Origin of the sequence: Flagellimonas sp., from assembly GCF_965233845.1 — a bacterium.
In the GTDB taxonomy this organism is placed as follows: domain Bacteria; phylum Bacteroidota; class Bacteroidia; order Flavobacteriales; family Flavobacteriaceae; genus Flagellimonas.
This window is the reverse complement of sequence record NZ_OZ247584.1, coordinates 792,331-807,500: the sequence shown is the minus strand read 5'-3', so window position 1 is coordinate 807,500 and position 15,170 is coordinate 792,331. Positions and strand designations below refer to the sequence as shown.

The 15,170-nt window shown below is 43.0% G+C and carries 13 protein-coding genes, 2 tRNA genes, 2 rRNA genes and 1 pseudogene (1 of these 18 running past the window's edge); 9 read left to right on the top strand and 9 right to left on the bottom strand.

Annotated features, from left to right (window positions below; genetic code table 11):
* The 5 genes and pseudogenes from ACO6S0_RS03675 to ACO6S0_RS03655 all read right to left on the bottom strand — a co-directional run.
* A 23S ribosomal RNA gene (locus ACO6S0_RS03675) occupies nucleotides 1-542 on the bottom strand; it reaches 2,303 nt to the left of the window's first position.
* A gap of 157 nt (nucleotides 543-699) precedes the next feature.
* Nucleotides 700-779: pseudogene (locus ACO6S0_RS03670) on the bottom strand.
* Between the two features lie 4 nt (nucleotides 780-783).
* Nucleotides 784-860, bottom strand: a tRNA-Ala gene (locus ACO6S0_RS03665).
* 199 nt (nucleotides 861-1,059) lie between these two features.
* Nucleotides 1,060-1,133 (bottom strand) — tRNA-Ile (locus tag ACO6S0_RS03660).
* A gap of 137 nt (nucleotides 1,134-1,270) precedes the next feature.
* A 16S ribosomal RNA gene (locus ACO6S0_RS03655) occupies nucleotides 1,271-2,794 on the bottom strand.
* Together the 16S and 23S rRNA genes with 2 tRNA genes alongside form the textbook arrangement of a ribosomal RNA operon.
* A 433-nt stretch (nucleotides 2,795-3,227) precedes the next feature.
* Here ACO6S0_RS03655 and thrS point away from each other — a divergent pair.
* The 5 genes from thrS to ACO6S0_RS03630 all read left to right on the top strand — a co-directional run bounded on the left by thrS (nucleotide 3,228) and on the right by ACO6S0_RS03630 (nucleotide 7,188).
* Nucleotides 3,228-5,168, top strand: a complete 1,941-nt coding sequence (thrS, locus tag ACO6S0_RS03650; RefSeq protein ID WP_422350663.1) for a threonine--tRNA ligase — start codon at nucleotides 3,228-3,230, stop codon at nucleotides 5,166-5,168.
* A gap of 36 nt (nucleotides 5,169-5,204) precedes the next feature.
* Nucleotides 5,205-5,753, top strand: a complete 549-nt coding sequence (infC, locus tag ACO6S0_RS03645) for a translation initiation factor IF-3 (protein ID WP_422351790.1) — start codon at nucleotides 5,205-5,207, stop codon at nucleotides 5,751-5,753.
* Between the two features lie 49 nt (nucleotides 5,754-5,802).
* Nucleotides 5,803-6,000: a 50S ribosomal protein L35 gene (gene rpmI, locus ACO6S0_RS03640; protein WP_046744547.1), complete on the top strand. Its 198-nt coding sequence runs from the start codon at nucleotides 5,803-5,805 to the stop codon at nucleotides 5,998-6,000.
* Between the two features lie 90 nt (nucleotides 6,001-6,090).
* A complete protein-coding gene (gene rplT, locus ACO6S0_RS03635) occupies nucleotides 6,091-6,435 on the top strand; it encodes a 50S ribosomal protein L20 (protein WP_073181708.1) in 345 nt (114 codons plus the stop codon).
* A 69-nt stretch (nucleotides 6,436-6,504) separates the two neighbouring features.
* Nucleotides 6,505-7,188, top strand: a complete 684-nt coding sequence (locus ACO6S0_RS03630) for an SGNH/GDSL hydrolase family protein (protein ID WP_422350662.1) — start codon at nucleotides 6,505-6,507, stop codon at nucleotides 7,186-7,188.
* Here the strand turns inward: ACO6S0_RS03630 and ACO6S0_RS03625 are convergent.
* Nucleotides 7,169-7,591, bottom strand: coding sequence for a secondary thiamine-phosphate synthase enzyme YjbQ (locus ACO6S0_RS03625; protein ID WP_422350661.1), 423 nt, complete (start codon nucleotides 7,589-7,591; stop codon nucleotides 7,169-7,171). The two genes, ACO6S0_RS03630 and ACO6S0_RS03625, sit on opposite strands and share 20 nt — an antisense overlap.
* A 74-nt stretch (nucleotides 7,592-7,665) precedes the next feature.
* On the opposite strand from ACO6S0_RS03625, the gene ACO6S0_RS03620 reads away from it, so the two are divergent.
* The 4 genes from ACO6S0_RS03620 (at nucleotide 7,666) to ACO6S0_RS03605 (ending at nucleotide 11,088) form a co-directional block, all read left to right on the top strand.
* Complete coding sequence (locus tag ACO6S0_RS03620; protein WP_422350660.1) at nucleotides 7,666-8,457, top strand: HAD family hydrolase; 792 nt, start codon at nucleotides 7,666-7,668, stop codon at nucleotides 8,455-8,457.
* Complete coding sequence (locus tag ACO6S0_RS03615) at nucleotides 8,454-8,957, top strand: cupin domain-containing protein (RefSeq protein ID WP_422350659.1); 504 nt, start codon at nucleotides 8,454-8,456, stop codon at nucleotides 8,955-8,957. The genes ACO6S0_RS03620 and ACO6S0_RS03615 overlap by 4 nt, the downstream gene beginning before the upstream one ends.
* A 198-nt stretch (nucleotides 8,958-9,155) precedes the next feature.
* Entirely contained in the window at nucleotides 9,156-10,070 is a 915-nt protein-coding gene (locus ACO6S0_RS03610) for an NAD-dependent epimerase/dehydratase family protein (RefSeq protein ID WP_422350658.1), read from the top strand.
* A complete protein-coding gene (locus tag ACO6S0_RS03605; protein ID WP_422350657.1) occupies nucleotides 10,063-11,088 on the top strand; it encodes a hypothetical protein in 1,026 nt (341 codons plus the stop codon). Before ACO6S0_RS03610 ends, ACO6S0_RS03605 begins: the two co-directional genes overlap by 8 nt.
* A 26-nt stretch (nucleotides 11,089-11,114) precedes the next feature.
* Here ACO6S0_RS03605 and ACO6S0_RS03600 read toward each other — a convergent pair whose 3' ends face one another.
* The 3 genes from ACO6S0_RS03600 to ACO6S0_RS03590 form a co-directional block, all read right to left on the bottom strand.
* Nucleotides 11,115-12,419, bottom strand: a complete 1,305-nt coding sequence (locus ACO6S0_RS03600; RefSeq protein WP_422350656.1) for an asparagine synthetase B — start codon at nucleotides 12,417-12,419, stop codon at nucleotides 11,115-11,117.
* Complete coding sequence (dnaB, locus tag ACO6S0_RS03595; protein ID WP_420399096.1) at nucleotides 12,403-13,947, bottom strand: replicative DNA helicase; 1,545 nt, start codon at nucleotides 13,945-13,947, stop codon at nucleotides 12,403-12,405. The genes ACO6S0_RS03600 and dnaB overlap by 17 nt, the downstream gene beginning before the upstream one ends.
* A 167-nt stretch (nucleotides 13,948-14,114) precedes the next feature.
* A complete protein-coding gene (locus tag ACO6S0_RS03590; RefSeq protein WP_422350655.1) occupies nucleotides 14,115-15,068 on the bottom strand; it encodes an acetyl-CoA carboxylase carboxyltransferase subunit alpha in 954 nt (317 codons plus the stop codon).
* Nucleotides 15,069-15,170 lie beyond the last annotated feature (102 nt).

The following is a 15,170-nucleotide window of genomic DNA, read 5'->3' as shown; positions in this document are numbered from 1 at the left end:
TCAGGGTCTCTTTCACTCCGTTATTCACGGTTCTTTTCACCTTTCCCTCACGGTACTGGTTCACTATCGGTCTCCCAGGAGTATTTAGCCTTGGCGGATGGTCCCGCCGGATTCACACAGGGTTTCACGTGCCCCGCGCTACTCAGGATACCACTATCTTTAATGCGACTTGCCCGTACGGGACTGTCACCCCTCTCGTGCAGCTTTCCAACTGCTTCCGGTTGATCGCACAAAGAACATCGTGGTCCTACAACCCCAACATTGCCGAAACAACATTGGTTTGGGCTGCTCCGCTTTCGCTCGCCACTACTAACGGAATCACTCTTGTTTTCTCTTCCTCCGCCTACTTAGATGTTTCAGTTCAGCGGGTTAGCTTCCCGATAAATCGGGATGACTGGCCTTCAACCAGCCGGGTTGCCCCATTCGGACATCCGCGGATCAAATCTCGTGTGCAGATCCCCGCGGCTTTTCGCAGCTTATCACGTCCTTCGTCGCCTCTGGGAGCCTAGGCATCCCCCATACGCCCTTCTCTTGCTTGTCGCACCTCCCGGCATAAAGCCGGGAAATGCCCTCGTAATCCTTATATATTCTATTCTACTTCGTGTTTCTTCTTCGACTTCGCAGCAACGGGACAAAATCCCATCGCGCTCCGTCCCAATATGTCAATGAACGTTTATGCCAAACTTGATCTGGCATCCGTGGAGAATACCGGAGTCGAACCGGTGACCTTCCCGACGCTGCGGTCGGGACGCCCTGGCCCCAAAAAACGGCCAAGTCTCTCTTTGGTGGAGAATACCGGAGTCGAACCGGTGACCTCCTGCGTGCAAGGCAGGCGCTCTAGCCAGCTGAGCTAATTCCCCATTTTCAGCGAACAGTCAACAGTTATTAGTCAACAGTCCTAAACGGCTCACCATAACGTGATAACTCAACCTCTAAAATTTCCTGTTTCAAATGAACTTCGGCCCCCTTCGCACAAGGCTCCGGTGACCACAGTAGTCTCAGGCAGACTCCCTTCGACTGCGCTCAGGGCAGACTTCTCGTCCTTCTTCGACAACTTTGTAGTCTCAGGCAGACTCGAACTGCCGACCTCTACATTATCAGTGTAGCGCTCTAACCAGCTGAGCTATGAGACTGTTTGGCCTAAAATCGCCAGTATGTTTGCATATTGCAAGACAGCATAAAAGAAACAAGAAACCACCCGATGGCGGACTTGGACGTCCGGTCGTCTTCCTGCCCCTCTACCGGATCGCTCCGGTGGGCAAGTCTCTAGAAAGGAGGTGTTCCAGCCGCACCTTCCGGTACGGCTACCTTGTTACGACTTAGCCCTAGTTACCGATTTTGCCCTAGGCCGCTCCTCGCGGTGACGGACTTCAGGCACTCCCGGCTTCCATGGCTTGACGGGCGGTGTGTACAAGGCCCGGGAACGTATTCACCGGATCATGGCTGATATCCGATTACTAGCGATTCCAGCTTCACGGGGTCGAGTTGCAGACCCCGATCCGAACTGTGACCGGCTTTGTAGATCCGCGCCCCCTTGCGGGGTGGCTTCCCTCTGTACCGGCCATTGTAGCACGTGTGTGGCCCAGGACGTAAGGGCCGTGATGATTTGACGTCGTCCCCACCTTCCTCACGGTTTGCACCGGCAGTCCCGTTAGAGTCCCCGACTTGAATCGCTGGCAACTAACGGTAGGGGTTGCGCTCGTTATAGGACTTAACCTGACACCTCACGGCACGAGCTGACGACAACCATGCAGCACCTTGTAACGAGTCCGAAGAAAAGCCTATCTCTAAGCCTGTCCCGTTACATTTAAGCCCTGGTAAGGTTCCTCGCGTATCATCGAATTAAACCACATGCTCCACCGCTTGTGCGGGCCCCCGTCAATTCCTTTGAGTTTCATTCTTGCGAACGTACTCCCCAGGTGGGATACTTATCACTTTCGCTTGGCCGCCGAGTCCGAAGACCCGACAGCTAGTATCCATCGTTTACGGCGTGGACTACCGGGGTATCTAATCCCGTTCGCTACCCACGCTTTCGTCCATCAGCGTCAGTACGTTGTTGGTTACCTGCCTTCGCGATCGGTGTTCTATGTGATATCTATGCATTTCACCGCTACACCACATGTTCCGGCAACCCCACAACGACTCAAGACCGCCAGTATCAAAGGCAGTTCTACGGTTGAGCCGCAGACTTTCACCCCTGACTTAACGGCCCGCCTACGGACCCTTTAAACCCAATGATTCCGGATAACGCTCGGACCCTCCGTATTACCGCGGCTGCTGGCACGGAGTTAGCCGGTCCTTATTCTTACGGTACCGTCAGCTGTCCACACGTGGACAGGTTTCTTCCCGTATAAAAGCAGTTTACAACCCATAGGGCAGTCATCCTGCACGCGGCATGGCTGGATCAGTCTCCCGACCATTGTCCAATATTCCTCACTGCTGCCTCCCGTAGGAGTCTGGTCCGTGTCTCAGTACCAGTGTGGGGGATCCCCCTCTCAGGGCCCCTAACCATCGTTGCCTTGGTAAGCCGTTACCTTACCAACAAGCTAATGGTACGCATGGCCATCCCTGTCCGATAAATCTTTAATCCCTCCACCATGCGGTGGTGGGATACCATGGGGCATTAATCCAAATTTCTCTGGGCTATTCCCCTGACAGGGGCAGGTTCCATACGCGTTCCGCACCCGTGCGCCGGTCGCCGGCGGATTGCAAGCAATCCCCGCTGCCCCTCGACTTGCATGTGTTAGGCCTGCCGCTAGCGTTCATCCTGAGCCAGGATCAAACTCTTCATTGTAAAAAGTTGAATAATTTCAACTCCCAAACAACCCAAGTAACTGACATCAAAATGGTTCCTCGTTATTCTCTTTTACGCTGTCTATACAATATGTCAAATGAACTTCAAAAAAAGAAGAAAAAAACAGGCCCAAAGGACCCCGTCTCTTCTTTAAAAAACGCCCCGCCTTATCAGCTAAGCGGGTGCAAATATAGAGAGGTTTATTTTATCCCACCAAACAATTTTCAAAAAAAAATCAAAAAAAATGCAAGGTGTTGATATTTAGATATTTACAATTTAAAAATCAATCTATACCCTGCAATTTCATGACCCGTTCGAAAATCGCCCTTGGTAAAGAACTGAAAGCAAGCTTTCTACCATTCCTTTGTATACGCTATTGTAAGCATCATATCAAGATAGTATCTTTGCGCACCATCCAAAACAAGGATAACAAATGATAGAGATTACATTGCCCGATGGCGCAGTAAAAAAAGTTCCTCAAGGAACTACTCCAATGGAGGTTGCTAAAAGTATAAGCGAGGGTCTTGCCCGGAACGTTATTTCTGCAAAATTCAATGATACGGTAGTGGAAACCGTAACCCCACTTACCCAGGATGGTACTCTTACCTTATATACATGGAACAATGACGAGGGGAAAAAAGCCTTTTGGCATTCCTCATCGCACGTATTGGCCCAGGCCTTGGAAGAACTTTACCCTGGTATAAAGCTCACCATTGGTCCTGCCATTGAAAATGGATTCTATTACGATGTGGATTTTGGGGAACATACCATTTCCGAAAAAGATTTTCCCACTATAGAAAAGAAGGCCTTGGAAATTGCCAGAGGAAAACACGACTATAAAATGCGCAGTGTTTCCAAAGCTGATGCTCTTGCCTATTATAAAGGACAAAACAATGAGTATAAACTTGAGCTCATTGAAAACTTGGAGGATGGAACCATATCTTTCTGTGACCATAGTACATTTACAGACCTATGTCGCGGGGGACATATCCCCAACACAGGTATCATCAAAGCCATAAAGATATTGAGTGTTGCCGGAGCTTATTGGAGAGGTGATGAGAACAATAAACAATTGACACGGGTTTACGGGATTTCATTTCCAAAGCAAAAAGAACTCACCGAGTATCTGGAATTATTGGAGGAGGCCAAAAAAAGAGATCATAGAAAGCTTGGTAAAGAATTGGAACTGTTCACCTTCTCCCAAAAAGTTGGACAGGGACTTCCATTGTGGCTACCCAAGGGCGCTGCTTTGCGCGAACGTCTAGAACAATTTCTAAAGAAAGCCCAAAAGAAAGCTGGGTACGAAATGGTGGTGACCCCACATATCGGGCAAAAAGAGCTCTATGTAACCTCTGGGCATTATGCCAAATATGGAGAAGACAGTTTTCAACCTATCCATACACCCAAGGAGGATGAGGAGTTCTTGTTGAAACCTATGAACTGTCCGCATCATTGTGAAATCTATAATAGCAGCCCTTTTAGCTATAAGGATCTACCAAAAAGATATGCTGAGTTTGGAACTGTATATAGATATGAACAAAGCGGAGAACTTCATGGGCTAACACGGGTACGTGGATTTACCCAAGATGACGCCCATATTTTCTGTACACCCGACCAATTGAATGATGAGTTCAAAAATGTGATTGACTTATCTCTATATGTGCTGAATTCCCTTGGGTTTGAAAATTTCACAGCCCAAGTTTCGGTTAGGGATTTGGATAAGCCAGAAAAGTATATTGGGGAGCCAGAAAATTGGGAAAAAGCTGAGCAAGCCATCATCAATGCTGCCGAAGAAAAGGGATTGAATTTTGTTATTGAGGCTGGGGAAGCAGCCTTTTACGGACCAAAATTGGATTTTATGGTAAAAGATGCCCTTGGAAGACAGTGGCAATTGGGAACCATACAAGTGGATTACAATCTTCCAGAGCGATTTGAGCTTACTTATAAAGGAAGTGACAATGAGTTGCATAGGCCCATAATGATCCATAGAGCTCCCTTTGGAAGCATGGAACGCTTTGTTGCCTTGCTCTTGGAACATACTGGTGGAAACTTCCCATTGTGGCTCATTCCTGACCAGGCTATTGTATTGCCCGTCAGTGAGAAACACGAAAAATATGCGGAAAAAGTTTTGAATTCGTTGGAAAATCACGAAATTCGCGCGCTCATTGATAATAGGAACGAGACGGTAGGGAAGAAAATCCGTGAAGCCGAGCTGAAGAAAATCCCATATATGCTTATCGTGGGTGAGCAAGAAGAAGGGTCCGAAACCATATCGGTTAGAAGACACGGGGGAGAAGATTTTGGAAGTATCAGCATCAATGAATTTTCCGACTTGGTAGCTACTGAAATAAATAGTACCTTAAAGTCGTTCTAGAAATTTTAGTTTAATTAAAAAGTATACGTCATAGCAATACGAAGAAGATTTAGACCCCAACCCAGGAGGGAAAATAAAAACCCTCATAATATCAATGACAAAATCACGGCCCCTGAGGTTAGACTTGTTGGGGATAATGTAGAAGTAGGAGTATATCCTATTTCCAAAGCAATGGCCAAGGCCAATGAATTGGAGCTGGATTTGGTGGAGATTTCTCCCAAAGCAAACCCTCCAGTTTGTAAAATTATAGATTACAAGAAGTTCCTTTACGAACAGAAGAAACGGGAGAAGGCCATGAAGGCCAAAGCCACCAAAGTTGTTGTGAAGGAAATTAGGTTTGGACCCCAAACGGACGATCATGACTATGCCTTCAAAAAGCGGCATGCAGAAAAGTTCTTGAAAGATGGTGCCAAATTGAAAGCCTATGTCTTTTTTAAAGGACGGTCCATTGTTTACAAGGATCAAGGCGAGATTTTACTGTTACGATTGGCACAAGAGCTGGAGGAGCTTGGGAAGGTGGAACAGATGCCAAAGTTAGAGGGGAAGCGAATGACTATGTTCATTGCGCCCAAGACCAAAAAATAGGAAGCGGGATACCGAAGCTTATTCGGTATAATTTTATAAAGAGGAGAAAATGCCTAAAATGAAAACAAAATCCAGTGCCAAAAAGCGATTTAAGCTTACCGGAACTGGTAAAATCAAAAGAAAGCACGCTTTTAAGAGTCATATTTTGACTAAGAAATCGAAAAAGCGTAAGCTTAAGTTGACACACTCTACTTTGGTACACGAGTCCGATGTCAACAGTATTAAAGAACAATTGCGTTTAAAATAATTGTTCGATCCGGTACATTAATTATTAACCATGGAGTTGGGCCTTTAAAGTGTCAAAAATTGACCGCCTGCTACAAAAAAATGAAACATTATGCCAAGATCAGTAAATTCAGTTGCTTCCAGAGCTAGAAGAAAAAAAGTGATGAAGCAAGCCAAAGGTTACTTTGGAAGACGTAAAAACGTTTGGACAGTAGCCAAAAATGCGGTAGAAAAAGCAATGCTATATGCTTACCGCGATAGAAGAAACAAAAAACGTAATTTCCGCGCACTTTGGATTACCCGTATTAACGCTGGAGCTAGAATGCACGGAATGTCTTACTCTCAATTTATGGGGAAGGTTAAATCCAACGGTATAGAATTGAACAGAAAAGTTCTTGCCGATTTGGCCATGAACCATCCTGATGCCTTTAAAGCCATCGTTGAAAGAGTGAAATAAGAGTTAATATAAACTTACCCCGCTTATCAAGAACCCACTCATTTGAGTGGGTTTTTGTATTTTATATGAATGTTGAACATCCATAATCGCATTCATAGGATTTTAATCCTTCTTGCTCTAGGTTATTCCTTTTGTTGTACCGCACAAAACGATAGCATCGCATTTTTGGCACTTGGGGACAGCTATACCGAAGGCACTTCGGAATTAAGAATCAATAGCTGGCCTTTTCAGTTAAGTGCCCAGCTTAGGAAAAAGAAAATCCCCTTAAAAGACCCAAAAGTAATTGCCAAAGTAGGTTGGACCACTTCAGACTTATTGGAGGCCATTGCATCCGAAAATCCAAAACCCAACTACGATTTGGTATCGCTATGCATAGGGGTCAACAATCAATTTAGGGGACAATCTTTTGAAAAATTTAAGCAAGAGTTCTCTATGCTTTTGGAGAAAAGTATCAGTCTGGCCCAAGGAAATCCGAAAAAAGTGATTGTGTTGTCCATTCCTGATTACAGTGTTACCCCTTACGCAAGATTTAAAGATACCTCTCGAATTGCAAAGGAACTGGAGGCCTACAACAGCTATATTAAAAAAGAGGCGGATGCCCATGAAACCCCATTTATTGAAATCACAAAAATTTCCAGAAATGCAAGGGTCAATCCCTATCTGCTGACCCAGGACAGTCTACATCCTTCCAAAAAAATGTACAAAGCATGGGTAAAGAAAATCAGTAAGGAATTCAAATTCCAAAAGCCGTAAGGACCAACCTTCTTCCAGAGGCGCGATCTCGATGCTCACAAAGGTAAATTCCCTGCCAAATACCTAAGTTGAGTTTTCCATTGGTTATGGGTATCTGAACAGAAGCGCCCAAAAGGGAAGCTTTCAAATGGGCAGGCATATCGTCTGGGCCTTCATAAGTATGTATATAATAGGGTGCATTTTCTGGAACCATTTGATTAAAATGGCTCTCAAAGTCCAAACGAACGGTAGGGTCGGCATTCTCATTTATGGTCAAACTCGCCGAAGTATGTTTGATAAAGACCTGCAGCTGCCCTGATTCTATATTCTCAATTTCCGGCAAGACATCCAACACCCGCTCTGTTATAAGGTGAAATCCCCTAGGGTAGGACTTAAGTTTTATTTCTGATTGATAAACTTTCATATGGTAGCGAAAATAATATAAACTTTGCTTCATTCTGTCCACATCCTATACCTTTGCAGCTTAAATTGATATCAATGGATTTTTCCCAAATTAAAATGGTGGTCACGGACATGGATGGTACCTTGCTAAATTCCAAGCACCAGGTGAGTCCCCGATTTTTTGAAATTTTTGTGGCGCTTCAACAAAAAAACATCCAGTTTGTTGCGGCCAGCGGTAGACAATATCACAGTATCGTGGACAAGCTAAATCCCATCAAAGAGGATATCCTGGTTATTGCAGAAAACGGAGCCTTGGTCAAGGAGAAAGAGCATGAGCTTCTGGTTACCCCCATACAACAGGACCTCAAGGAAGAGCTTTTGGGGATTATTGAGGAAATTGAAGGAGCACATGCTATGCTTTGCGGGAAGTACAACGCTTATTTTGATGAGAAATCCGCTTCTTTTCTTGGAGACTTAAAGGAGTACTACTCCAACTATGAAATCCATAAAAACTTAAGGGATGTGACGGATCAAATCATTAAGATAGCCGTTTACCATAACCAAAATGCGGAAGCCCATATATATCCAGCTTTAAAGGATTTGGAGCACTTGCTTAAGGTAAAGGTCTCTGGTTTATATTGGGTAGATTTAAACCATTCCAATGCGCATAAGGGATATGCCCTGGACAAACTAATGAAAGACCACGGACTTGCATCGCATGAGGTGATGGTTTTTGGGGATTACAACAACGATCTAGAGATGTTGGAATTGTCTGATTACAGTTTTGCCATGGCCAACGCACATCCAAACGTAAAAAAGGTGGCCAAATACGAAACCGCCAGTAATGATGATTATGGGGTAGAACGAATTTTGGAGCAATTGGTATGAAGCAGGTGGAGCGGTTGATTAAAAAATTTGACCTAATCCCCCATCCCGAAGGTGGTTATTTTAAAGAAACCTATAGGAGTCAAGGGGAAGTAGCCTCTGGGTCATTACCAGAGGAATATCAAGGTTCTAGAAATTATGCCACTTCCATTTACTTTTTGTTGACTTCGGATACCTTTTCTGCCTTCCATAAAATCAAACAGGATGAAATTTGGCATTTTTACTCCGGTTCTCCTTTGATGCTTTATATGATATCCGAAGAAGGAGAACTCTCCGAGCATTGTATTGGAAATGATTTTGGGAAAGGTCAAATTCCCCAATTTGTGGTTCCAGGGAATCATTGGTTTGCGGCTAAAACCCTAAATCCAAATGATTATTCATTTGTGGGCTGTACGGTTTCACCAGGTTTTGAGTTTGAGGATTTTGTGCTACCAGAAAGAATGGAACTCTTGGACAAATTTCCGCAGCACAGTATGCTTATACACTCTTTAACTCGCAACTAAAAAAGCAATCCGACTTTGGACACGCTGTCCTTTTACAAGACTTGACTTTTGAGCACGGTTGATATGACTCCTTTTCTAGTAAGATATTAGCACCCCTTGCCAGGTATTTCCTCTACGTACATGGTATATTTCTTTGATTTTTAAATGTATATTTAAAACTTCACTTTTATTCTCAAATTTATTTCCAATCCACGCTATATGAATTGCTTTGTTACTGGAGGACTAGGTTTTTTGGGTTCTCACATTTCAATGGAACTGGTACGACAAGGGCATAATGTTACCATTTATGACATTGAACCAGAAATTCCTAAACACCTCGGTTCTTGTCGGGTAATAAATGGTGACGTCCGTAACTATAATGGACTGGTAAAAGGTTTGGAAGGTATGGACATTGTATTTCATTTTTCAGGTCTTTTAGGGACCTCCGAATTATTTGAAAACCCACATGAAGCCATCGATACAAATATTAAAGGTGCATTAAACGTGATTCTTGCATGTAGAGAGATAGGGATTAGGAAAATCTTATTTCCCACCAAGCCAAATGAATGGCATAACGTTTATTCAGTCACCTCCCAAGCAGTGGGAAAGCTAGGTTTAAGCTATAATGAGTTTGAAAATTTTGACATCAGAATATTAAAATTCTGGAATATTTATGGTCCATACCAAAAGATCCAACCAGTTAGAAAAGCCATTCCATTATTCATAATTCAGGCCCTAGAAAATAAGCCTATTGAGATATATGGTGATGGAACTCAATATATAGAACTTGTTTACGTAAAGAATTTTGCCAAAATAGCCATAGATTTTGGTCTTCATATTCCAAAAGTAAAAAACAAGACTTATGAAATTCATTCACGCCATAGTTTGACCATTAATGAAATAGCGAAGACTATCCTTAATCTAACTGGCTCTTCTTCAGAAATCAATCATATTTCTATGAGAAAAGGTGAAACTTCTGAGATAGTTTTCAGAAAAGACACAAATATTTCTGAGATATTGCATGTAGCTAAAGAAACCCATCTATACGAAGGTCTAGAAAAAACAATCTCTTTTTATAAAGAGATACCGCAGAATGACAGGCTTCAAATACTGAGATATTACAATTATGCGTAAAAAAAAATTGCATTTAGGGTTTATACTATATGGCCTGTTAATAGGATTGGCAATCACGATCATTTTAATAGGGATATCAATCCTTGCCCTATCTGACATAGATTTAGAGGGAGATGTTGAATATGGGATACCTGAGCACTTTTTGCAATCCGCAAGTTGGGCTCAGGTTCTAATAACTTCAATTACCCTGCTAGTTACCTTTTTTGGGTTAAACTCCATTCGAGAGATTAGAAGGCAGAATGATTTTGAACAAGAAAAGCTAGAATCTGAAATCTATAAACCCTTAATATCTGATAGGTTCCAATCCATTAAACGATTCATTTATTCTGAGGAAATTCAAACAAGATTAGAAAGTTTGAATGAAAGGTTATCTACAGATTTACCAGGGATTCAAGAAATGAAATTGTTGCATCCCGACAACATCAATTTGTTGGACAAAACTGAGATCAATAAAAAAAACAGGTTGGAACTTTTGAAATTGTACAAATCAGAAATGAACAAACTACCTAAGAACAACCTAGCCAATATCAAAAAATATGAATTTTTTGTTCTCAACAAAACCAGACTTGCTAAGCACTTTTCGGAACTGAATACATTTAAACTTCAAGAAATATATAAGCAATCGCTAAAGAAACGGGGTAAAGATGGACCTGTTAAATTAAAATTAGATCTACTTAAAGTAGAACTCAACAATCTATACTTAAATAGAATTCAGTGTCTTACCGATGCGCTGGATAAGCTTCGAGAAAATGTAAATGCCATAACAAAAAAGGAAGATAAATTCCCTCTGTTGGATGGGTTACCTACTCTCGACCATATAGAATCTCTTATTAATGAATACAATTATATTTGTAAGCTGATTCAGAAAGAAACCATTGGAGCCGAGTTTGGAACCGACCTCGGATTAAAAAATTTTAAAAAAGTACACGACAGCATAGAACCACTTTTGGAGTTAAGAAAGAGAATTTCTCCAAGTTATGCTTCGCACTATATCGAGTATATTCGGCAAAATAGTTAGGCTGCATCCACAACCCAATTAACTCTTTAGGTTTTCTGCTTTTTCTTCCGGGCAGCGGGAAACAAAACGTTGTTCAAAATCAGTCTGTATCCAGGTGAGGTAGGATGTAGTTCCAGCTCCGTTTTGGGATCTCCTACCCTATGCTGATAGTCTTCCGGATCATGACCGCCATAGAAGGTAAAGAATCCTTTGCCTTTAATACCATGAATGTATCTAGCCTCGCCATTGAGTTTGCTTTCACCGAGAACCATCACTGTGGGCTTCACCTGATTCCGCGTAAAAGAGGTAGTCTGTCCCATAAAACCTTTTACCAAAGTGGTGTGGTTTTGGGTCAACATAGTAGGCACTGGGTCCCATTTGGCGGAAAACTCCATCAGTGAAAAATAATCCGATTCTTTGGGGATGTCACGCCGTTTGTTGGTCATATCTATAGATGAAAACTCATACCGAAGCGGGTTGCGTTCCAGGACAAAATTGGTAAAGGCAAAAGTATTTCCGAAGTTTAATTTCCCTTGATAATTGGCATCGGATGGATCTCCGTCAAACATAGGCTCACAAATGTCCACACTCTCGGCTGCCAATGCAATATCAAAACTGTCTGTTGCAGAACACATGGCGAACATAAATCCACCACCGATCACATAGTTTCTGATTTTGAGAGCAACCGCCCTTTTTGCTTCTGAGACTTTACCGAATCCCAATTTTAAGGCCAAGGCCTCTGCTTCTTTTTTTCCCTCTATATACCAGGGTGCTGCTCGGTAGGCTCCATAGAATTTTCCAAACTGGCCCGTAAAATCCTCATGATGCAGGTGCAACCAATCGTACAAAACCAGTTTATTATCCAAAACTTCCTCATCGTAAACTGTTACATAAGGAATTTCGGCATAGGTCAAAACCATGGTCACCGCGTCGTCCCAAGGTTGGTTTCCTTTAGGCGAGTAGACTGCGATTTTGGGTGCTTTCTCCAAAATAACGGCTTCTTGGTTTTGGGACGGGCTACTAATTCCATCCAATATGGACTCAGCTTGCGCATCAGATAAAACCTCAAAGGATACGCCTCTAATCAGGCATTCCTTTCTAATAACCTCTCCGTCTGGCAACAAGAATGAGCCCCCTCTATAGTTGAGCAACCATTGCACTTTTTGCTGTTTGGTCAACACCCAATAGGTTATGCCATAGGCTTTTAAATGATTCTCCTGGCTCTCGGCATCCATGGGAATAAGGATAACGGAAGCAACTGCGTTGAGATAGAAGAAAAAAGAAAAAAGAAAAAAGACCCCTTTCGGCCGTGGTCGAAATGACAAAGTTGGAATTTTAAAAAGGTACGTCATTATCCGGATCATCATCACTGTTCATTGCACTGCCAAAAGCCTCATCTGTACTGGGCAGATTGGGTGTTGCAAAGGGATTCTCTTCATCCGCATTCATCTTCGATTGGAATTCAAATGGGGAATCAAAGTCATCCAAGTTATCAAATTTACCAAGGGCTCCAATGAACTTTAACCTAATATTATCCAATCCACCGTTTCTGTGCTTGGCCACAATAAATTCGGCCTGGCCCTGGGTAGGGGTACGTTCCTCATCATCCCATTCGTCAATTTTATAGTATTCGGGCCTATAGATAAAGGAAACAATATCCGCATCCTGCTCAATGGCTCCGGATTCCCTCAAATCCGACAGAATAGGTCTTTTACTACCACCACGGGTCTCCACGGCCCGGGAAAGCTGTGATAGGGCAATGACAGGCACGTCCAATTCTTTGGCCAACGCCTTTAAATTTCTTGAGATAGTTGATATTTCTTGTTCCCTATTTCCACCTTTTTGACTTCCTCCAGCGGTCATCAACTGTAGGTAATCTATAATGATCAACCTTATTTTATGCTGCGAAGCCAATCGTCTGGCTTTTGCCCGTAAATCAAAAATGGAGAGCGAAGGGGTATCATCAATAAAGAGTGGAGCTTTCTCCAAAGCTTTTACTTTAACATTCAGCTGCTCCCACTCGTGCTTTTCCAAGCGGCCCGTTCTAAGTTTTTCAGAGGATAGGCCCGTTTCCGAAGAAATCAAACGGGTAATTAACTGTACGGAAGACATTTCCAAAGAGAAAAAGGCCACGGGAATTTCCGAGTTGACTGCAATATTTCTTGCCATGGAAAGCGTTAGTGCCGTTTTACCCATACCAGGTCTTGCGGCCACAATAACCAAGTCCGAAGGTTGCCAACCCGAAGTCAGTTTGTCCAGTTTGTCAAATCCGGAAGGAATACCACTCAGCCCTTCTTTATTGGAAATCTCCTCGATTTTCTTTTTAGCCTGAATCACCAAATTTTGGGCCGTCTCGGCGGAGCGTTTCAAGTTGCCTTGGGTTACCTCATACAATTTGGCTTCAGCGTTGTCCAAAAGGTCAAAAACGTCTGTGGAATCGCTATAGGCGTCCTCAATGATTTCGTTGGAAATTTTTATCAAACTTCTCTGAATGTACTTCTGAAGTATGATTCGCGCGTGAAACTCAATATGGGCCGAAGAAGCTACTTTTTGGGTCAATTTTATGAGGTAAAAGTCCCCTCCCACTGCTTCCAAGTGCCCGTCCTTCTTCAATTGGGACGAAACGGTTAATAAATCCACCGGCTCGGACGATTCGAACAATTTGAAGATGGCTTCGTATATGAATCTGTGGGCGTCCTTATAGAAGACTTCTGGATGTAATATATCTATTACCTCATCCACGCCCTTTTTGTCAATCATCATGGCTCCAAGCACAACTTCCTCTAAATCAACAGCTTGTGGCGGAATTTTTCCGCGTTCTAAGTTGATTATGGTCGACTTTTCGATTTTATGGCCGATAATTGGGCTGGGCTTGTCCATAGCTACGAAAGTAGTTATTTAACCTTTAGTTAACTTTAAATTTTCCCACTGGGATGTCCACAGGTCATTAACAAAGTTAATGTTGATAACTTGGAATAAATGTTAATAACCGTAAAATGTTTGAAGAAAAAATCTGAAAAAATTAAGGAGTCGCCAGAAACGCTAGGCTAGCCGTTAAAAACACCCATGGATGCATATTTTTCCATCCGTGATTTTACCAATTCTTTTGGTGATAACTTTTTAAGCTCCTCAAATTGTGCCGAAATTTTGTTTTTTACCGTTTCAAAAGTCTTATCCCGATTGGCATGTGCGCCACCGAGCGGTTCTTTGACAATTTCGTCCACCAGCTTCTGTTTTTTCATATCGGTAGCCGTAAGCTTAAGTGCCTCGGCAGCCTGCTCTTTGAATTCCCAGCTGCGCCATAGAATGGATGAACATGATTCCGGAGAAATAACAGAATACCAGGTATTTTCCAACATCAGTACTTTGTCACCTACACCTATGCCCAGTGCTCCACCTGAAGCTCCTTCACCTATAATCACCACAATAATTGGAACCTTCAAACGGGTCATTTCCAAAATGTTTCTGGCAATGGCCTCGCCCTGTCCCCTTTCTTCGGCCTCAATTCCTGGATAGGCTCCAGGGGTATCTATAAAACAGACCACCGGAATGCCAAATTTCTCTGCTGACTTCATCAGACGCAATGCCTTTCTATAGCCCTCTGGATTGGCCATCCCAAAATTTCGGTATTGTCTGGTCTTGGTATTGTAACCCTTTTGCTGACCAATGAACATATAGCTCTGATCTCCTATCTTCCCCAATCCGCCGATCATGGCCTTGTCATCTTTCACAGTCCTATCCCCGTGCAATTCCAAGAAGGTGTCCCCACATATGGCGTTGATGTAATCCATAGTATAGGGCCTGTTGGGGTGTCTTGAAAGTTGCACCCGCTGCCAAGCTGTCAAGTTTTTGTAGATATCCTTTCGGGTCTCTTCCAGCTTTTTTTCAATCTGCTGACAAGTCTCGCTCACATCAACATCGCTCTCTTCCCCAATGATCATACATTTTTGAAGTTGTTCTTCAAGTTCCTTAATGGGAAGTTCAAAATCTAGATACTCCATGAAAAGTTGGTTTCAACAAAATATTGGGGTCAAATATATAACATTCTGGGGATACCCCTACCCCTACTTTTTGCGATTTCCTTCTTAAAAATGGAGAAGGAA